General features: G+C 58.4%; 13 protein-coding genes. 12 read left to right on the top strand and 1 reads right to left on the bottom strand.

Features of this window, described 5'->3' with window-relative positions; genetic code table 11:
- The first annotated feature begins 73 nt into the window (after positions 1-73).
- The 9 genes from MTP41_RS08050 (at position 74) to MTP41_RS08010 (ending at position 11,678) form a co-directional block, all read left to right on the top strand.
- Positions 74-1,135, top strand: a complete 1,062-nt coding sequence (locus tag MTP41_RS08050) for a YidC/Oxa1 family membrane protein insertase (RefSeq protein ID WP_249235278.1) — start codon at positions 74-76, stop codon at positions 1,133-1,135.
- Positions 1,136-1,152: 17 nt separating this feature from the next.
- Positions 1,153-2,316 (top strand): RNA-binding cell elongation regulator Jag/EloR, encoded by a 1,164-nt coding sequence (gene jag / locus MTP41_RS08045; RefSeq protein ID WP_005936973.1) that lies wholly within the window; start codon positions 1,153-1,155, stop codon positions 2,314-2,316.
- A 303-nt stretch (positions 2,317-2,619) separates the two neighbouring features.
- Positions 2,620-4,431, top strand: coding sequence for a 5'-nucleotidase C-terminal domain-containing protein (locus MTP41_RS08040; RefSeq protein WP_249235277.1), 1,812 nt, complete (start codon positions 2,620-2,622; stop codon positions 4,429-4,431).
- Between the two features lie 209 nt (positions 4,432-4,640).
- Positions 4,641-5,696: a GGDEF domain-containing protein gene (locus MTP41_RS08035; protein ID WP_097776781.1), complete on the top strand. Its 1,056-nt coding sequence runs from the start codon at positions 4,641-4,643 to the stop codon at positions 5,694-5,696.
- 10 nt (positions 5,697-5,706) lie between these two features.
- Positions 5,707-7,077 carry a tRNA uridine-5-carboxymethylaminomethyl(34) synthesis GTPase MnmE gene (gene mnmE / locus MTP41_RS08030; protein ID WP_097774094.1) on the top strand — a complete coding sequence of 457 codons (1,371 nt, stop codon included), beginning with the start codon at positions 5,707-5,709 and terminating at the stop codon, positions 7,075-7,077.
- Between the two features lie 486 nt (positions 7,078-7,563).
- Complete coding sequence (mnmG, locus tag MTP41_RS08025; protein ID WP_249235276.1) at positions 7,564-9,435, top strand: tRNA uridine-5-carboxymethylaminomethyl(34) synthesis enzyme MnmG; 1,872 nt, start codon at positions 7,564-7,566, stop codon at positions 9,433-9,435.
- Between the two features lies 1 nt (position 9,436).
- Positions 9,437-9,994: a prolyl-tRNA synthetase associated domain-containing protein gene (locus MTP41_RS08020; protein WP_442900295.1), complete on the top strand. Its 558-nt coding sequence runs from the start codon at positions 9,437-9,439 to the stop codon at positions 9,992-9,994.
- A 19-nt stretch (positions 9,995-10,013) separates the two neighbouring features.
- Positions 10,014-10,721 carry a 16S rRNA (guanine(527)-N(7))-methyltransferase RsmG gene (gene rsmG / locus MTP41_RS08015; protein ID WP_249235275.1) on the top strand — a complete coding sequence of 236 codons (708 nt, stop codon included), beginning with the start codon at positions 10,014-10,016 and terminating at the stop codon, positions 10,719-10,721.
- A 159-nt stretch (positions 10,722-10,880) separates the two neighbouring features.
- Positions 10,881-11,678 (top strand): ParB/RepB/Spo0J family partition protein, encoded by a 798-nt coding sequence (locus tag MTP41_RS08010; RefSeq protein WP_097774092.1) that lies wholly within the window; start codon positions 10,881-10,883, stop codon positions 11,676-11,678.
- A 50-nt stretch (positions 11,679-11,728) separates the two neighbouring features.
- Here MTP41_RS08010 and MTP41_RS08005 read toward each other — a convergent pair whose 3' ends face one another.
- Positions 11,729-12,025 (bottom strand): hypothetical protein, encoded by a 297-nt coding sequence (locus MTP41_RS08005; protein WP_249235274.1) that lies wholly within the window; start codon positions 12,023-12,025, stop codon positions 11,729-11,731.
- A gap of 298 nt (positions 12,026-12,323) precedes the next feature.
- Here MTP41_RS08005 and MTP41_RS08000 point away from each other — a divergent pair, with 298 nt between their 5' ends.
- The 3 genes from MTP41_RS08000 to serS all read left to right on the top strand — a co-directional run bounded on the left by MTP41_RS08000 (position 12,324) and on the right by serS (position 15,463).
- The gene (locus tag MTP41_RS08000) at positions 12,324-13,157 is read left to right on the top strand and encodes a ParA family protein (protein WP_044953183.1); all 834 of its coding nucleotides are present in this window, start codon (positions 12,324-12,326) and stop codon (positions 13,155-13,157) included.
- A gap of 18 nt (positions 13,158-13,175) precedes the next feature.
- Complete coding sequence (locus tag MTP41_RS07995) at positions 13,176-14,045, top strand: ParB/RepB/Spo0J family partition protein (RefSeq protein WP_154255984.1); 870 nt, start codon at positions 13,176-13,178, stop codon at positions 14,043-14,045.
- 86 nt (positions 14,046-14,131) lie between these two features.
- Complete coding sequence (serS, locus tag MTP41_RS07990) at positions 14,132-15,463, top strand: serine--tRNA ligase (protein ID WP_005937144.1); 1,332 nt, start codon at positions 14,132-14,134, stop codon at positions 15,461-15,463.
- Positions 15,464-15,468: the final 5 nt, after the last annotated feature.

Below are 15,468 nucleotides of genomic sequence, written 5' to 3'. Positions count from 1 at the left end.
GCACTGTGGGCAGCGTGTCCTACGATAAAAATAACAAGTCCCGTGCCACAGACGGGGCAGAATGGACAAAGGTATGAACTTCTTTTACATCCTGAGCGGTCCTCTCGGCTATGTCATGGAGTGGATCTACAAGCTGCTCCCGAGCTACGGCTGGGACATCATCATCTTCACGCTGCTCATCAACATCGTCAAGATCCCTCTGCAGCTGAGCCAGCAGAAGAGCATGGCTAAAATGTCGGCCTTCCAGCCCATGATGATGGAGATCCAGACCAAGTACAAGGACAAGCCCGAAAAGCAGCAGGAAGAAATGCTCAAGCTGCAGCAGGACTACGGCTATAGCCCCACCGCAGGCTGCGTGCCCATGCTGTTGAACTTCCTTGTCATGTTCGGCGTTATCGGTGTCGTGTACAATCCGCTGGAGCGCATCTTCCACATCAGCGCTGCTGCCCTGACCGCCGCCGGTGAGGCCCTGACCGCCTCCGGCGTCGCCTTTACCGCCATCACCCGCGATACCAACATCATCGCACAGGTGATTGCTGGCAACGGCGGTGTGCTGGGCTGCTTCAGCGCCGAGCAGATCGCTACCATTACCGAGTTCAGCCAGCACATGAACTTCCTCGGCATCGACCTGACCCGCATCCCCAAGCTGGGCCTTTCTCTGGACATCGTGCTGCCGCTGCTGTCGGTCATCACCATGCTCCTGTCCACCCATATCAGCATGAAGGCCAGCGGCCAGCAGATGCAGGGCAGCATGAAGCTGACCATGTATATGATGCCGCTGATGTACCTGTTCTTCTGCTTCACCTATCCTCTGGCATTCTCTCTGTACTACGTCATTTCCAACATCGTGATGACCGTGCAGACCCAGGTCATGCGCAAGGTGTACGACCCCGATAAGATGCGCAAGGAGATCGAAGCGCAGATCGCAGAAAAGAAAAAGCAGGAAAAACGCGGTGTGAAGAACACTACCGTCAAGGTCACCGATCCCAAGACCGGCAAGACCACGGAAAAGAACCTTTCTGCCAGCGAGATGAACAAGCGCCGTCTGGAGTATGCCCGCCAGCTGGACGAGGAGCGCTACAAGGACGAGCGTACCGTGCCGCTGAGCGAGCTGAACAAGCAGGATAAAGAATAAGAGGAGGATGAACGGTTATGATCCGTAAGCAGGAAGCGACCGGCAAAACGGTCGATGAAGCCCGCGCAAAAGCCTGCGCTCTGCTGGGCGTGCAGGCCGATGATCTGAATGTCAGCTGCGAAGTGCTGGAAATGCCCCAGAAGACTGGTTTTCTGGGACTGAAGCTCACCCCCGCTAAGGTGTGCGTGAGCGTGGAGGAGCCGGATGCTCCGGCTGCAGCACCCGCTGAGCCTGTTGTTGAGAAAAAGACTCCCGTGCAGGAGGCTGTCAAGGCCGCTCCCGTGGCAGAGGAGCCTGCTGCTGCGGCAGCACAGCCGGAAGCAAAGGCCGAAGAGCCTGCTGCCCCCGCTGCAGAAGCTGCTGCAGAGCAGCCCGCTGCCGAGGAAGAGGAGCCGGAAGTCCCCATCGTGATCGAAGAGAACGCTAAGATCAAGGCTGCTGTGGACTACCTGCGTGAGGTCATTGCCCTGATGGGCGTGGAGAATGTCACCTTCAGCGCTGTGCAGAAGGGCGAAGCTACCATCATCCGTCTGGACGGTGAAAAGCTGGGTGCCCTCATCGGCCGCCGCGGCGAGACCATGGAGAGCCTTTCCTATCTGGCAAGCCTTGTGGCAAACCGTCTGGAGGGCGATTACATCAAGCTGGGTCTGGATGTGGCCGGCTACCGCGATAAGCGCGAGAGCGACCTGACCGCACTGGCACAGCGCATTGGTGCCAAGGTGCGCAAGACCGGCCGCAGCTTTGCCATGGAACCCATGAACCCCTACGAGCGCCGTATCATCCACTCTGCCATCAGCAAGATGGAGGGCGTGCGCAGCGAGAGCAAGGGCGAAGGCCGTGACCGCCGTGTGGTCATCTACTCCACCGCACCCGATGCACAGACCGAGAACACCTATGGCGAGCGCCGTCCCCGCGGCGGACGCGGCAATGGCCGTCGTCCCGGCGGCAGCCGCAATGGCGGCTATCGCGGCGGGAACCGTTCTGAGCATGGCGACCACAATGGAAACCGCGGCGGTTACCGTGGCAGCCGCAATGGTGCACCCCGCGGCCCGCGGCCTTCCGGCGTGCCGGAGCGCACCTATGCACCCCGTGATGCAGAGAATGCAGCACCGGTAGCACCCAAGCGCACCGAGCGCGTGGACGATTTTGCCGATTTCAGCTTTGGCAAGATCGAGCTGTAATACGGAATTACTTTTGAAATCAGGGTCTCCGGAAGATCTGCGGATTTTCCGGAGACCTTTTTTCACGCAAAAAGGATTTTACCAAAACCTGATGCCAAGGTGGTTTCGGGGCGGGCAGCCGTTGCGGTATACTGAGCCTGTCAAAAGTCATTCTTCTCAAAATTTGGAGAACCTGCCTGTTTTTTGCCGAAATCTTTCTCTTAAATGGCAATTGTAAAACAATTGGTCAAGGATTTATACTGTAGTCAAGAGCGTTCTGTTCGTGAGGAACAGACAGAATGATGAAAAGAGAGGTATTCAACTATGGCTCAGAACAAGATCTCCCGCCGCAGCTTCCTGCGTGGTGCAGGGGCATCCGCAACCATCGCAGCCGCCAGCTGCATGGCACCCTCTGCAGCCGCCTGTGACATCAAGTCCCTGTGGAGCATGGATCTGCAGATCCTTGCCACCAGCGATACCCACGGTAAATTCGATCCATGGGACTACGCCGCCAATAAGGCAGATGCTTCCGGCAGTGTGGCCCAGCAGGCGACCGCCATCAAGCAGTGCCGCACCCGGAACACGCTGGTGGTGGATGCAGGCGATACCATTCAGGCCAACTCCGCAGAGCTGTTCCTGAACGATGACCTGCATCCCATGGTCGCTGCCATGAATGCCATCGGCTATGATATCTGGACCACCGGCAACCACGAGTACAACTACGGCATGGATGTGCTGAAAAAGGTCATGGGACAACAGAAGGCCAAGGTGCTCACCGGCAACGTTTACGCACCGGACGGCACCCCGCTGGCCGACGGCTACACCATCATCAAGAAGGGCACCGTCAAGATCGGTGTCATCGGCATGGTCACGCCCAACATCACCCGCTGGGATGCCAAGAATCTGGAGGGTTGGACTGTCACCAACCCCGTGGACGAGAGCCGCAAGATCATTGATAAGATCAAGGATCAGGTGGATGTTCTGATCGGCGTCATGCACATGGATACCGAGAACGAGTACGGTGTGTACGGCTCCGGCGTTACCGATCTGGCAAATGCCTGCCCGGAGTTTGATGTGATCGTGGGTGGCCACGGCCACAGGAGCATCCCCAACATGATGATCAACAACGTGCTGGTGGTGGAGAACAAGAACGCCGGTGCCACCCTGTCCGAGATCCACGTCTATCTGGAGCGCCAGCTGGACGGTAAGTGGAAGGTCGTGAACCGCACCTCTGAAAACCTGCAGATCAAGGAGTACGAGCCCGATCCGGAGCTGACCGCTTTGCTGGCCTCCTACGACACTCGCGCCAAGGAAGATGCTGTTACTCCCATTGGCGAGCTGAAGGGCGGCGATCTGGCCCCCGAAAACGAGATCGACTGCCTGCCGCAGGCCATGGTGCAGGATACCGCGCTGCTGGACTTCATCAACGAAGTGCAGATGTACTACACCGGTGCGCAGGTCTCTGCTACCGCCCTGACCTCCATGACCTCCCAGATGCGCGCAGGCACCATCCGCAAGTGTGATATGGCCAGCATCTACACCTACCAGAACACCCTGTACAAGCTGCAGATGACCGGCGAGCAGCTGCGCCGCTTCATGGAGTGGTCTGCTGCCTTCTTCAAGACATGGAAGCCGGATGAAGTGACCATTGCCTTTGACCCCTCGGTGCGCTACTACCTGTACGATGCTTTTGAGGGTGTCAGCTACGAGCTGGACATCTCCAAGGAGCCGGGCCACCGCATCAAGAACCTCAAGTGGCCGAACGGCAAGGCCGTAAAGGACACCGACACCTTTGTTGTGGCAGTGAACAACTACCGCGCAACCACCCAGCTGCTGACGGCTGCGGACATCTTCCTGCCGGGCGAAGAGCTGCCCAAGCTGTTGGAGATCGATGTGCGCGGCGACGTGGGCGGCATCCGCGAGCTGCTGGGCGAGTACATCCGCACCGTGAAGGGCGGCACCATTGAGCCGCACGTGAACAACAACTGGAAGATCGTGGGCAACAACTGGAAGGCTGCCGATCACCAGAAGGCTGTGCAGCTGCTGCGCGAAGGCAAGCTGGCCCTGAATGAGAACGCCGATGCACGCACGCTGCCCGGCAAGGCCATCACCACGGCGGATATCGCCAAGTTCTAAAAAACAGATCTCTGTAAAAACGGGGGCTTTCCGGTTTGGGCCGGAAGGCCCCTTTTGAGTAATAGAAGACGCTTTTTTCAACCTTTTCCCGGGAAATGGTTGAAAAACAGTATCATTCTGTGAATTTTCGTGGTACAATAAAAAAGTATTGGTATCTTTTTTGAAAGAAAAAGGATCACAGGGATCTTGCAGAAAGAAGGCAGACAGCATTGAACCAGATCCAAAAGCTCCTGTGTTATAGCGGGCTGGAAGTGCAGGATTACAGGGACTGTCAGCCGGAGATCGAGGAAGAGAACCGCAGAAAGATGCATGTGTACCTGAACATGGCGTGCGGCCTGTTGTTTGCAATCACCTGCCTGTCGGGAGGGATCGGTGTTCTGCGAGAGCACAGCCTGCTCTATTGCATCGCCCTTGTGGTGTGCGCGGGCCTGCGTGTTGTGGATCTGATGTTTCCGGATCAAAACGGCCTGCTTCTGCGGTGGCTGATGTATGCCTTTGCAGCTATGTTGTATGCGCTGGGCATTGCGGAAGCGGTGCACGCGCCGGAAGAGCTTTCTGTCACCTTCATTGCATTTTTGCTGGCGGTGCCACTGCTGTTCATGATGCCGCCCATCCAGCACATTGCCAATGTGCTTCTGTTTGACGGCATCTTTATCGGGATGGTGGTCGTGTTTGAAAGCGGCCGCACCGTGACGGTGGATATCGTCAATGCGGTGTTTTTTGGGGTGATCTCCTGCATCATTTCCACATTTACCATGATCACCATGTACCAGAACGCACTCTCCCGCAAAAGGATGCGCGAAATCGCCAGTTTTGATATCCTTACTGGCATGAAGAACCGCAATGCTTACGAACGGGAGCGGGAGGACTGGGCTTCCCGCTGCTCGGTGTCGCTGAGTTGCATCTATATGGATGTGAACGGCCTGCATGACCTGAACAACAGCGAAGGCCACGACAAAGGTGACCGGATGCTGCAGGTGGTGGCGCTGGAAATACGGGAAATGTTTGGCAAAAACAACTGCTACCGCATTGGCGGCGATGAATTTTTAGCCTATGTGACGGACCGGCAGGATCCGGCTGTGCGCAAATGTGTAAAGGATTTTGTCTCCATCGTGGGCAGCGCAGGTTACTCGGTGGCCGTGGGGGTTGCCACCGAGAGTGCGGGCGGCATCGATGTCGGTGCGCTGTGCCGCAAGGCAGAAAAGCGGATGTATCTTGATAAGGAAGAGCATTACCGCGTCCTGCGAGAGCAGCAGGGACGCTGAAAGGAAAACCATGCAGGAAACGACCATTGCAGCCATTGCAACAGCGCCGGGCGCAGGCGGCATTGCCGTCGTGCGGCTCTCCGGTGCGGAGAGCTATCCCATAGCAGCCCGGGTGTTCCGCCCGGCCAACGCCGCAAAAAAGGTGGAGGATGCCAAAGGCTACACCGCCATGTACGGCACATTCCGGGAAGGGGACGAAGCCTTTGATGAGGGCGTGGCCCTGTTTTTTCGCGCGCCCCACAGCTATACCGGCGAGGACGTGGTGGAGCTTTCCTGCCATGGCGGCAGCGCCGTGGCCCGCCGTCTGGTGGAAGCCTGCCTTGCTGCCGGTGCTCAGCCTGCCGCGCCCGGCGAGTACACCCGCCGCGCGTTCCTGAACGGCAAGCTGGGTCTGACGCAGGCCGAAGCGGTGATGGATCTGATCTCGGCGGATGGCCGTCAGGGTGCCGCGCTGGCCAATGCCGCGCTGGGCGGTGCGCTGGCAAAGAAGATCAGTGCCCAAAAGGAAGCGCTTACCGCCATTCAGGCTCACCTTGCCGCATGGGTGGATTTTCCCGAAGAGGATGTGCCGGAGCTGGACGGTGACCATCTGCACCGCGTACTGAGTGGGGTAAAGGCAGAGCTGGACGAGCTGATCCATAATTATCAGGCGGATACCGTCCTGCGCGAAGGTGTGGACTGCGCCATTGTGGGCAGACCAAATGCGGGCAAATCCACACTGCTCAACCTGCTGGCCGGGTTCGACAGGGCCATCGTCACGCCGGTGGCTGGCACCACCCGTGACGTGGTGGAGCAGGCGGTACAGCTGGGGGATATCCAGCTGAATCTGTTCGATACCGCCGGTCTGCGCGAGACCGAAGATGCCATTGAAGCCGAGGGCATCCGCCGCAGTTGGAAAAAACTGGAGGAGGCAGGCCTGATTTTGGCTGTGTTCGATGGCTCTGAGCCGCCCACGCGGGAAGATCTGGAGCTTGCACAGCGTTGCACAGGCCGTCCTGCCATTGCACTTATCAACAAAGAGGATAAACCGACGCAATTTGATGCAGAGTTGATAGCGCCCTGCTTTGCCATGGTGCTGCCGGTGTGCTGTCAGGAGGAGGAGAGCCGCAAGGTGATCTCCGCTGCGGTGGCCCGCCTGCTGGGTACCAGCCAGATCGACCCCCATGCCGCCAGTCTGTCCGGCCAGCGTCAGCTTTCCGCCGCACTGCGTGCGCGGGACGCTGTGGCCGGTGCACTGGATGCTGCCGCAGGCGGCTTTGGGCTGGATGCCGTTTCCGTCTGTGTGGACGACGCACTGGCCGCCCTGTGCGACCTGACCGGTGAGAACGCCTCGGAAGCTGTGATCGAACAGGTGTTTGAACGTTTCTGCGTGGGAAAGTGACGAAGAGCTTCCCGCGCGAAGCGTGGTCGCGTGTTTAAAGTTTGATGCCTTTTGCAAAATGCATCGCCGCCGGGGATGTTCTCTTTTGCGTGCCAAAAGAGAACCAGAAAAGCACCCGCTACTTTCGAGGCGCGGGAGGCACGAATTAAGGGCTACTCGCCCTTAATAATCCCAAAGGAGATGGGCTCCATACAAAAAATCCAAGTCGCTCCGCTAGAGGATTTTTTGTGTTACGCCGATTTGTAGTCGCTTGCGCGACGAGCCATACGGACAAGTTTATGCGTTATCTGCTGCGCGACAGCTGCAGGCTGACAGCAGCAATATGCCGTTTCCCGTTATGACCCCTTTTTGTGAAAAAGTAAATTGGAAAAATCCGCAGATTTTTCCAATTTACAAAATATAAATAATATTTCCGCTGATATTGTCAGAGCGAAGCGGAGACAATTTTAAATCATTATCTTACCGATAGAGGGAACCCGAGAAAGTATGAACCACTTAGGAGATTATGACGTTATCGTCATCGGTGCCGGCCACGCTGGCATCGAGGCAGCTCACGCCGCCGCAACGCTGGGCGCGAGAACGGCCGTGTTTACCATGAGCCTGGATGCCATTGGCAACATGCCCTGCAACCCCAGCATTGGCGGAACGGCAAAAGGAACGCTGGTACGTGAATTGGATGCGCTTGGCGGCGTGATGGGCCTTGCTGCAGATGCCACCTATCTGCAGAGCCGGATGCTCAACAAGGGCAAAGGCCCGGCGGTGCACGCCCTGCGTGTGCAGACTGACCGCAAGCGCTACCATGAATATATGAAGCATGCATTGGAACTCACGCCCGGCCTTGCCATCCATCAGGCTGAGGTTGTGAGCATCGAGACCGAGAACGGCCGTGTGAAGGGCGTCGTGACCCAGCTGAACGGGGAATACAGCGCCAAATGCGTGGTCATTGCCACCGGCACGAACCTTGGCGGCAAAATTTTTGTGGGCGATGCGTGGTACGCCTCCGGCCCGGACGGGATGCACGCCGCTAACGCCCTGACCGACAGCCTGAAGGCTGCCGGGCTGCCGCTGCGCCGGTTCAAGACCGGCACCCCTGCCCGGGTGCACCGCCGCAGCATCGATTTTTCCAAGCTGGAATGCCAGCCCGGCGACCCGGACAATGAGCTGCAGCCCTTCAGCTTTATGACCGATGCACCCATGCACAACAAGGTGGAGTGCTGGATCGCCTATACCAACCCCGAGACCCACAGGATCATTCTGGATAACATCCAGCGCAGCCCGCTCTATGGCGGCATGATCGAGGGCGTTGGCCCGCGCTACTGCCCCTCCATCGAGGACAAGGTGGTGCGCTTTGCGGGCAAGGACAGGCATCCCATCTTTGTGGAACCCTGCGGCGAGAACACCGAGGAGATGTATCTGCAGGGTGCCTCCAGCAGCCTGCCGGAGGATGTGCAGAACGCCTTCTACCGCAGTATCAAAGGGTTTGAGAACATCGAGATCATGCGCCCGGCCTACGCCATCGAGTACGACTGCGTGGACCCCACCAGTCTGGAAGCCACGCTGGAAAGCAAGGTGGTGCGGGGCCTGTACGGTGCGGGCCAGTTCAACGGCACCTCCGGTTACGAGGAAGCCGCCGCACAGGGCCTGCTGGCAGGTTTGAACGCCGCCCGCAATGCGCTGGGCAAAGAGCAGCTCATTCTGCCGCGCCACACCAGCTATCTGGGCACGCTGGTGGACGATCTGGTCACCAAAGGGGTCATGGACCCCTACCGCATGATGACCAGCCGCAGCGAGTACCGCCTGACCCTGCGTCAGGACAACGCCGACCAGCGGCTGACCCCCATCGGCAGGGAATACGGCCTTGTGCAGGATGATCGCTGGGCCAAGTACCAGCACACCCAGAGCATTCTGGAAGCGGAGCGCCGCCGCCTGCACGAGACACATCTGCGCACCGCAGACCTGCGCACCGCCATGGAAGCGGCCGGTCTTGCCCCTGCTGCCGAAGGCGGCATTGCGGAAGAGCTGCTGCGCCGCCCGGAGATCAGCTATCCGCTGCTGGCCGGTGTCATCGGCTGGGGCGAGGAGATCACCCCCATGCTGGCCGAACGGCTGGAGACCGAGATCAAGTATGCAGGCTATATTGCCCGGCAGGACCGGATGATCCGGGACGTGGCCCGGCACGAAAAGACCCTGATCCCGGACAACTTTGAATATGCGGATCTGGCCGGCCTGACGCTGGAAGCCCGCGAAAAGCTGGCCCGCATCCGGCCGAAGAACCTCGGTCAGGCGGGGCGCATCCCGGGCGTATCGCCCTCCGATGTGGCGCAGCTGAGCATTGCACTGGCAGCGAGAGGAAAATAAAATGGAAGAACTGAAGCTTTACGAGGGCCGTCCTGCCGACTGCGCCGGGCGGCTGGAAAAAGAGATCCGTACCTATGACCTGCTGGACAAGCTGGGCATCCAATTCTGGCGCACCGACCACGGCTGGATGAAGGCCGACACCATGGAGGACTGCCATGTGATCGATGCCTGCCTGAATGCCACCGTGTGCAAGAACCTGTTCCTGTGCAACCGGCAGAAGACGAACTTCTATCTGCTCATGATGCCCGGGGACAAGCCCTTCAAAACCAAAGAGCTTTCCCATCAGCTTGGCATTGCCCGCCTGAGCTTTGCCTCGCCCGAGGATATGGAGCAGTATCTGGACTGCACGCCCGGCTCCTCCTCCATTATGGGCCTTGCCAATGATGCTGAAAATAAGGTGCAGCTGCTGATGGATGAGGACATAAAGGCAGGGGAGTACCTCGGCTGCCACCCCTGCATCAACACCTCTTCGCTCAAGCTGCGCACGGCAGATGTGCTGGAAACTTTCCTGCCTGCCGTGCACCACGAGCCGATCTTCGTTCACTTGACCGGCGAATAACAGAAAGGAAAACCTGCGTATGATCGATAAACCGCGCCTTGAAGCAAAATGTTCCACATGGAACATCACTCTCACCGGCACCCAGCTGGACCAGCTGGATGCCTTTGCCGAAATTCTGGTGGACTACAACCAGAAGGTCAACCTGACCGCTATCACCGACCCCGAGGGGATCGAGGATAAGCACTTCCTCGACAGCCTGCTGTTTGCCAGCCAGCCGGAAGTGGCGGGCCGCATGGTGGATGTGGGCGCAGGCGCAGGCTTCCCGGGCATCGTGACCAAGATCTACAAGCCGGAGCTGCAGCTGACCCTGATGGAGCCCACCGGCAAACGGGTGGAGTTTTTGAAGTACGCCTGTGCCCAGCTGGGCTTGACCGGCGTGGAGTTTGCAAAGGAGCGCGCCGAGGAAGCCGCCCGCAAGGCGTGGCGTGAACAGTTTGATCTGGCATCTGCCCGGGCTGTGGCTGCGCTGCCCATGCTGGCCGAATACTGCCTGCCGCTGGTAAAGGTGGGCGGCAATTTCCTCGCCATGAAAGGCTCCTCCGGTGAGGAAGAGCTGACCGTAGCGCGCGGTGCCATCAAAAAGCTGGGCGGCGAGTACAAAGAGACCCGCACTCTGCACCTTCCGGGCGGCGACACCCGTACACTGATCCTGTGCAAAAAGATTTCGCAGACTCCGACAGCCTACCCCAGAAACGGAGGAAAAATTGCGAAAAGTCCGTTGAAATAACGAAATATCGATAGAACTTTGTAAAACCCTGCCGAACGAAACTTCTGGCAGGGCTTTTATTTGTGTGATACACTGTGCCTGAAGCCTGAGTTTTCCACGCTTTCCCGGGAAAATGTGAAAAACAAAACCCATCCACCACGCGAAAGGAGCCGTGTATCCATGTTTGAACGCAAAAAGCAGGCGGGCAAGATTTATTTCCTGCCCATCGATCAGATCAGGCCGTCGCCGTTTCAGGCACGGCGGGAGTTCAGCGAGCAGGAGCTGGCTGCACTGGCCCAGAGCATCCGTGAAAATGGTCTGCTGCAGCCCATCTCGGTGCGAAAAGTGTCGGATGGCGGCTACGAGCTGGTAGCCGGGGAGCGGCGGCTCCGTGCCTGCCGCCTTGCTAAAATGAACACCATCCCTGCCATCCTCTGTGATTACGACGATGAGCGCACCGCCGCGCTGGGTCTGCTGGAAAACATCCAGCGGGCCGACCTGAACCCCTTTGAGCAGGCGCAGGGCTTAAAGGATGTGATGGTGCTGTGGGACTGCACCCAGGCCGAAGCCGCCAAGCGACTGGGCATGGCGCAGCCCACCCTTGCCAACAAGCTGCGGCTTTTGCAGTTGAACGCCGACCAGCGGCAGTTCGTGCTGGACAACAGCCTCACCGAGCGCCATGCCCGGGCGGTGCTGCGTCTGCCGGAGAACCGCCGCAGTGAAGCATTGATCAACATTGCCAAGCGCCGCATGAACGCCCGCCAGACCGACCTCTACATTGAACAGCTGCTCAACACCCCTGCAAAAGGCAGGCACCGCATCTCGATGGTCAAGGATGTGCGTATTTTTGTGAACACCATCGACCATGCCATCCGTCTGATGACCGATAATGGTGTGCCCGCCACTGCCCACCGGGAGGAGAAGGACGGGTATATCGAATATACGGTGCGCATCCCAACCACCGCCGCCGAACGGTAAAATTGTTCCATGTGGAACAGGAAACTCCCGTGCAGAGCGTAGTCGCGTGTTTAAAGTTTCATGCCTTTTGCTAAAGCATTGCCGCCGGGTACGTTCTCTTTTGCGTGCCAAAAGAGAACCAGAAAAGCACCCGCTACTTTCGAGGCGCGGGAGGCACGAACTAGGGGCTGCTCGCCCCTAGTAACCCCAAAGCTGTTGGGCTCCATACAAAAAATCCAAGTCGCTTCGCTAAAGGATTTTTTGTGTTCCGCCGATTGGAAGCCCCTCAGTCGCTGCGCGACAGCTCCCCCAAGTGGGAGCAAGCGCACCCGCAAGCGTTGCGGTCTGCCCGGAAACTTTGCCGTCATGCCAAGGGCTCTCCCTTTGGGAGAGCTGGCAAGCCCGACAGGGCTTGACTGAGAGGGTTAGCCAGCTTCCCGGCGCGCATTCAAAATCGTTTGTTTTGTCTCCCGAAACAGTGCAGTTTTTGATTTTCCCACCTCTAAAAGTTAAAAATCCAGCGGAAAAACGCTTCAGATGGTTCAAAAACCGATTTGGATGTGCTATACTAGGTGTTAAGGTGCCTGTATGGACGGGAAACCGGCGGGCATGACTGCGAATGTTCCACATGGAACAATTAAATTTTCCCGGAAGGAAGAATTGTGCGTGGCAAAAATTGTAGCAATTGCGAACCAGAAGGGCGGCGTTGGCAAAACAACCACCGCCGTCAACCTGTCGTCCTGCGTTGCGGCGCTGGGCAAGCGGGTGCTCATCGTAGACCTTGATCCGCAGGGCAATACCACCACCGGCTACGGCATCCCGAAGCGCAGCGTGGAAAAGGGAACCTACGAGATCCTGATCGGTGAAGCACGAGCATCCGAGGCCATCCGTAAGACCGAGTACCGCACCGATGTCATCGGTTCCAACACCCGTCTGGCCGGTGCCAGTCTGGAAATGATCGACCTGCCCGCTCGTGAGAGCCGCCTGCGCAAGGCGCTGGCCGAGGTGCAGAAGGACTATGACTTCATCTTTATCGATTGTCCGCCCAGTCTGGACCTGCTCACCCTGAACGGCCTGAGTGCCTGCGACAGCGTTCTCATTCCGGTGCAGTGCGAGTATTACGCGCTGGAGGGCCTTTCGGAGCTGATCAGCACCTTAAAGACCATTCGCAAAAAGTACAATCCGTATCTGGATATCGAGGGCGTGGTGTTCACCATGTTCTCGCTGCGGTATAACCTGACCGTGCAGGTGGTGGAGCAGGTGCAGAAGTATTTCGGCTCCAAGGTGTACAAGACCACCATCCCGCGCTCCATCCGCATTTCGGAGGCACCCAGCTACGGCCAGCCCATCAATTTCTATGAACCCAAGGGCAAGGGCAGCGAAGCGTACATGGATCTGGCAATCGAATTTGTCAAGAACAACCGCCCGCACGAGCCCAAAAAGGCCCGCAGAAAAAGTGCACCCGTCGCAGAGCAGACGAAAAATGCTCTGGAAGATTAAACCTCAGGGGGAACATGAATGGCAAGAGGAAAAGGAGGACTTGGCCGCGGGCTGGACAGTCTGTTTGAAGATGCCGCCCCGGTTTTTGAGTCCGGTGCAAAGGTAGACACCTTGCCCCTGCGTGAGATCGAACCGGACCCGGAACAGCCGCGCAAGACCTTTGATGAACAGGCGCTGGGCGAGCTGGCGGCCAGCATTGCAGAGCATGGTCTGCTGCAGCCCATCGCGGTGCGTCCGCGCCCGCGCGGCGGCTACAGCATCGTGGCGGGTGAGCGCCGCTGGCGTGCCTGCCGCATGGCAGGGCTGAACGATGTGCCGGTGGTCATTAAGGAAGTCAGCGACGAGCAGGCCATGGAGCTGGCTCTGGTGGAAAATCTGCAGCGCGAGGATCTGGATCCGGTGGAAGAAGCAACCGGCATCCGGGAGCTGATGACCCGCTGCGGCCTGACGCAGGAGCAGGCGGCACAGAAGCTGGGCAAGAGCCGCAGCGCATTGGCCAACAGCCTGCGCCTGCTGAACCTGCCGGAAAACGTGCTGGAACTGCTGAAAAGCGGCTTTATCAATATCGGCCACGCAAAGGTGATCCTGAGCCTGCCCACACCGGAGTTGCAGGAGCAGGCGGCGCAGATCATTGCGGACAACCAGTTGAATGTGCGTCAGGCCGAGGCGCTGTGCAAAAAGCTGGCAAAGCCCGCAAAGGAGCCCAGAGAGCCCCAGCCGCGCGGCACCCTGCCGGTGGAGGTGGAAGAAAGCCTCAAGCAGGTGCTGGGCAGCGAGGTGAACGTGGCCTACCACGACGGCAAGGGCAAGCTGACCGTGCATTTCTATTCAGACGAGCAGCTGCGGGCCTTTGCCAACCTGCTGGGACAGTACCAGAACGAAGAATAAAGCGATCCAAGGCGGGCGACCGTCTTTGAACGGCACAGGGGAGGGGATCTTCTGTGCGAACCGAAATAGAGCAAGGAGAGTCAATCATGCTTGATATCAAATTTGTCCGTGAAAACCCGGACGCTGTCAAGGAAAACATCAAGAAGAAGTTTCAGGATGCAAAGCTCCCGCTGGTGGACGAGGTCATCGAGAAGGATGCCAAGTACCGCGCATGCCTGAAGGAAGTGGAAGCCCTCAAGGCTGCCCGCAACAAGCTGAGCAAGGCCAACGGCCCCCTGTTCGGCCAGCTGAAGAAGTGCACCGATGAGGCACAGAAGGCTGAGCTGCAGGCTCAGATCGACGCCAACAATGCCGCCGTCAAGGCCGACGCCGACAAGATGGCTGAGCTGGAAAAGGAAGAAGAGACCCTGTCCGCACGCATTCAGGAGATCATGTACACCATTCCGCAGATGATCGATCCCAGCGTGCCCATCGGCCCGGATGATACCTATAACGTGGAAGCACAGCGCTTTGGTGAGCCTGTGGTGCCCGATTTCCCCATTCCGTACCACACCGAGATCATGGAGAGCTTCGACGGCATCGATATGGACGCTGCAGGCCGCGTGGCCGGCAACGGTTTCTACTATCTGCTGGGCAACATCGCCCGCCTGCACGAGGCTGTGCTGGCCTATGCCCGCGACTTTATGATCAACAAGGGCTTCACCTATGTGATCCCTCCCTTCATGATGCACGGCAACGTGGTGCAGGGTGTCATGTCCTTCCCGGAAATGGATGCCATGATGTATAAGATCGAGGGTGAGGACCTGTACCTGATCGGTACCAGCGAGCACACCATGATCGGCCGCTTCATCGACCAGACTCTGGACGAGGCCACTCTGCCCCTGACCCTGACCTCCTACAGCCCCTGCTTCCGCAAGGAAAAGGGCGCTCACGGCATCGAGGAGCGCGGCATTTACCGCATCCATCAGTTCGAGAAGCAGGAAATGATCGTGGTCTGCCGCCCCGACGAGAGCGCTGACTGGTACGAGAAGCTGTGGAAGAACTCTGTGGAGCTGTTCCGCAGCATGGAGATCCCGGTGCGTCAGCTGAACTGCTGCTCCGGCGACCTGGCCGACCTGAAGGTGAAGAGCTGCGATATCGAAGCATGGAGCCCCCGCCAGCAGAAGTACTTCGAGGTCTGCTCTTGCTCCAATCTGGGCGATGCACAGGCACGCCGCCTGCACATCCGCGTGAAGGGCAAGGACGGCAAGACCTATCTGGCCCACACCCTGAACAACACCTGCGTGGCACCTCCGCGTATGCTGATCGCCTTCCTGGAGAACCATCTGCAGGCCGACGGCACCGTGACCATCCCCGAAGTGCTGCAGCCGTATATGGGCGGCCTGAAGGTCATGGTTCCCACCCATAAGAAGGGCTGAAGAAT

It is taken from the genome of Faecalibacterium sp. I4-3-84 (assembly GCF_023347255.1).
Classification (GTDB): domain Bacteria; phylum Bacillota; class Clostridia; order Oscillospirales; family Ruminococcaceae; genus Faecalibacterium; species Faecalibacterium taiwanense.
This window is presented reverse-complemented; position numbering and strand designations above follow the sequence as displayed.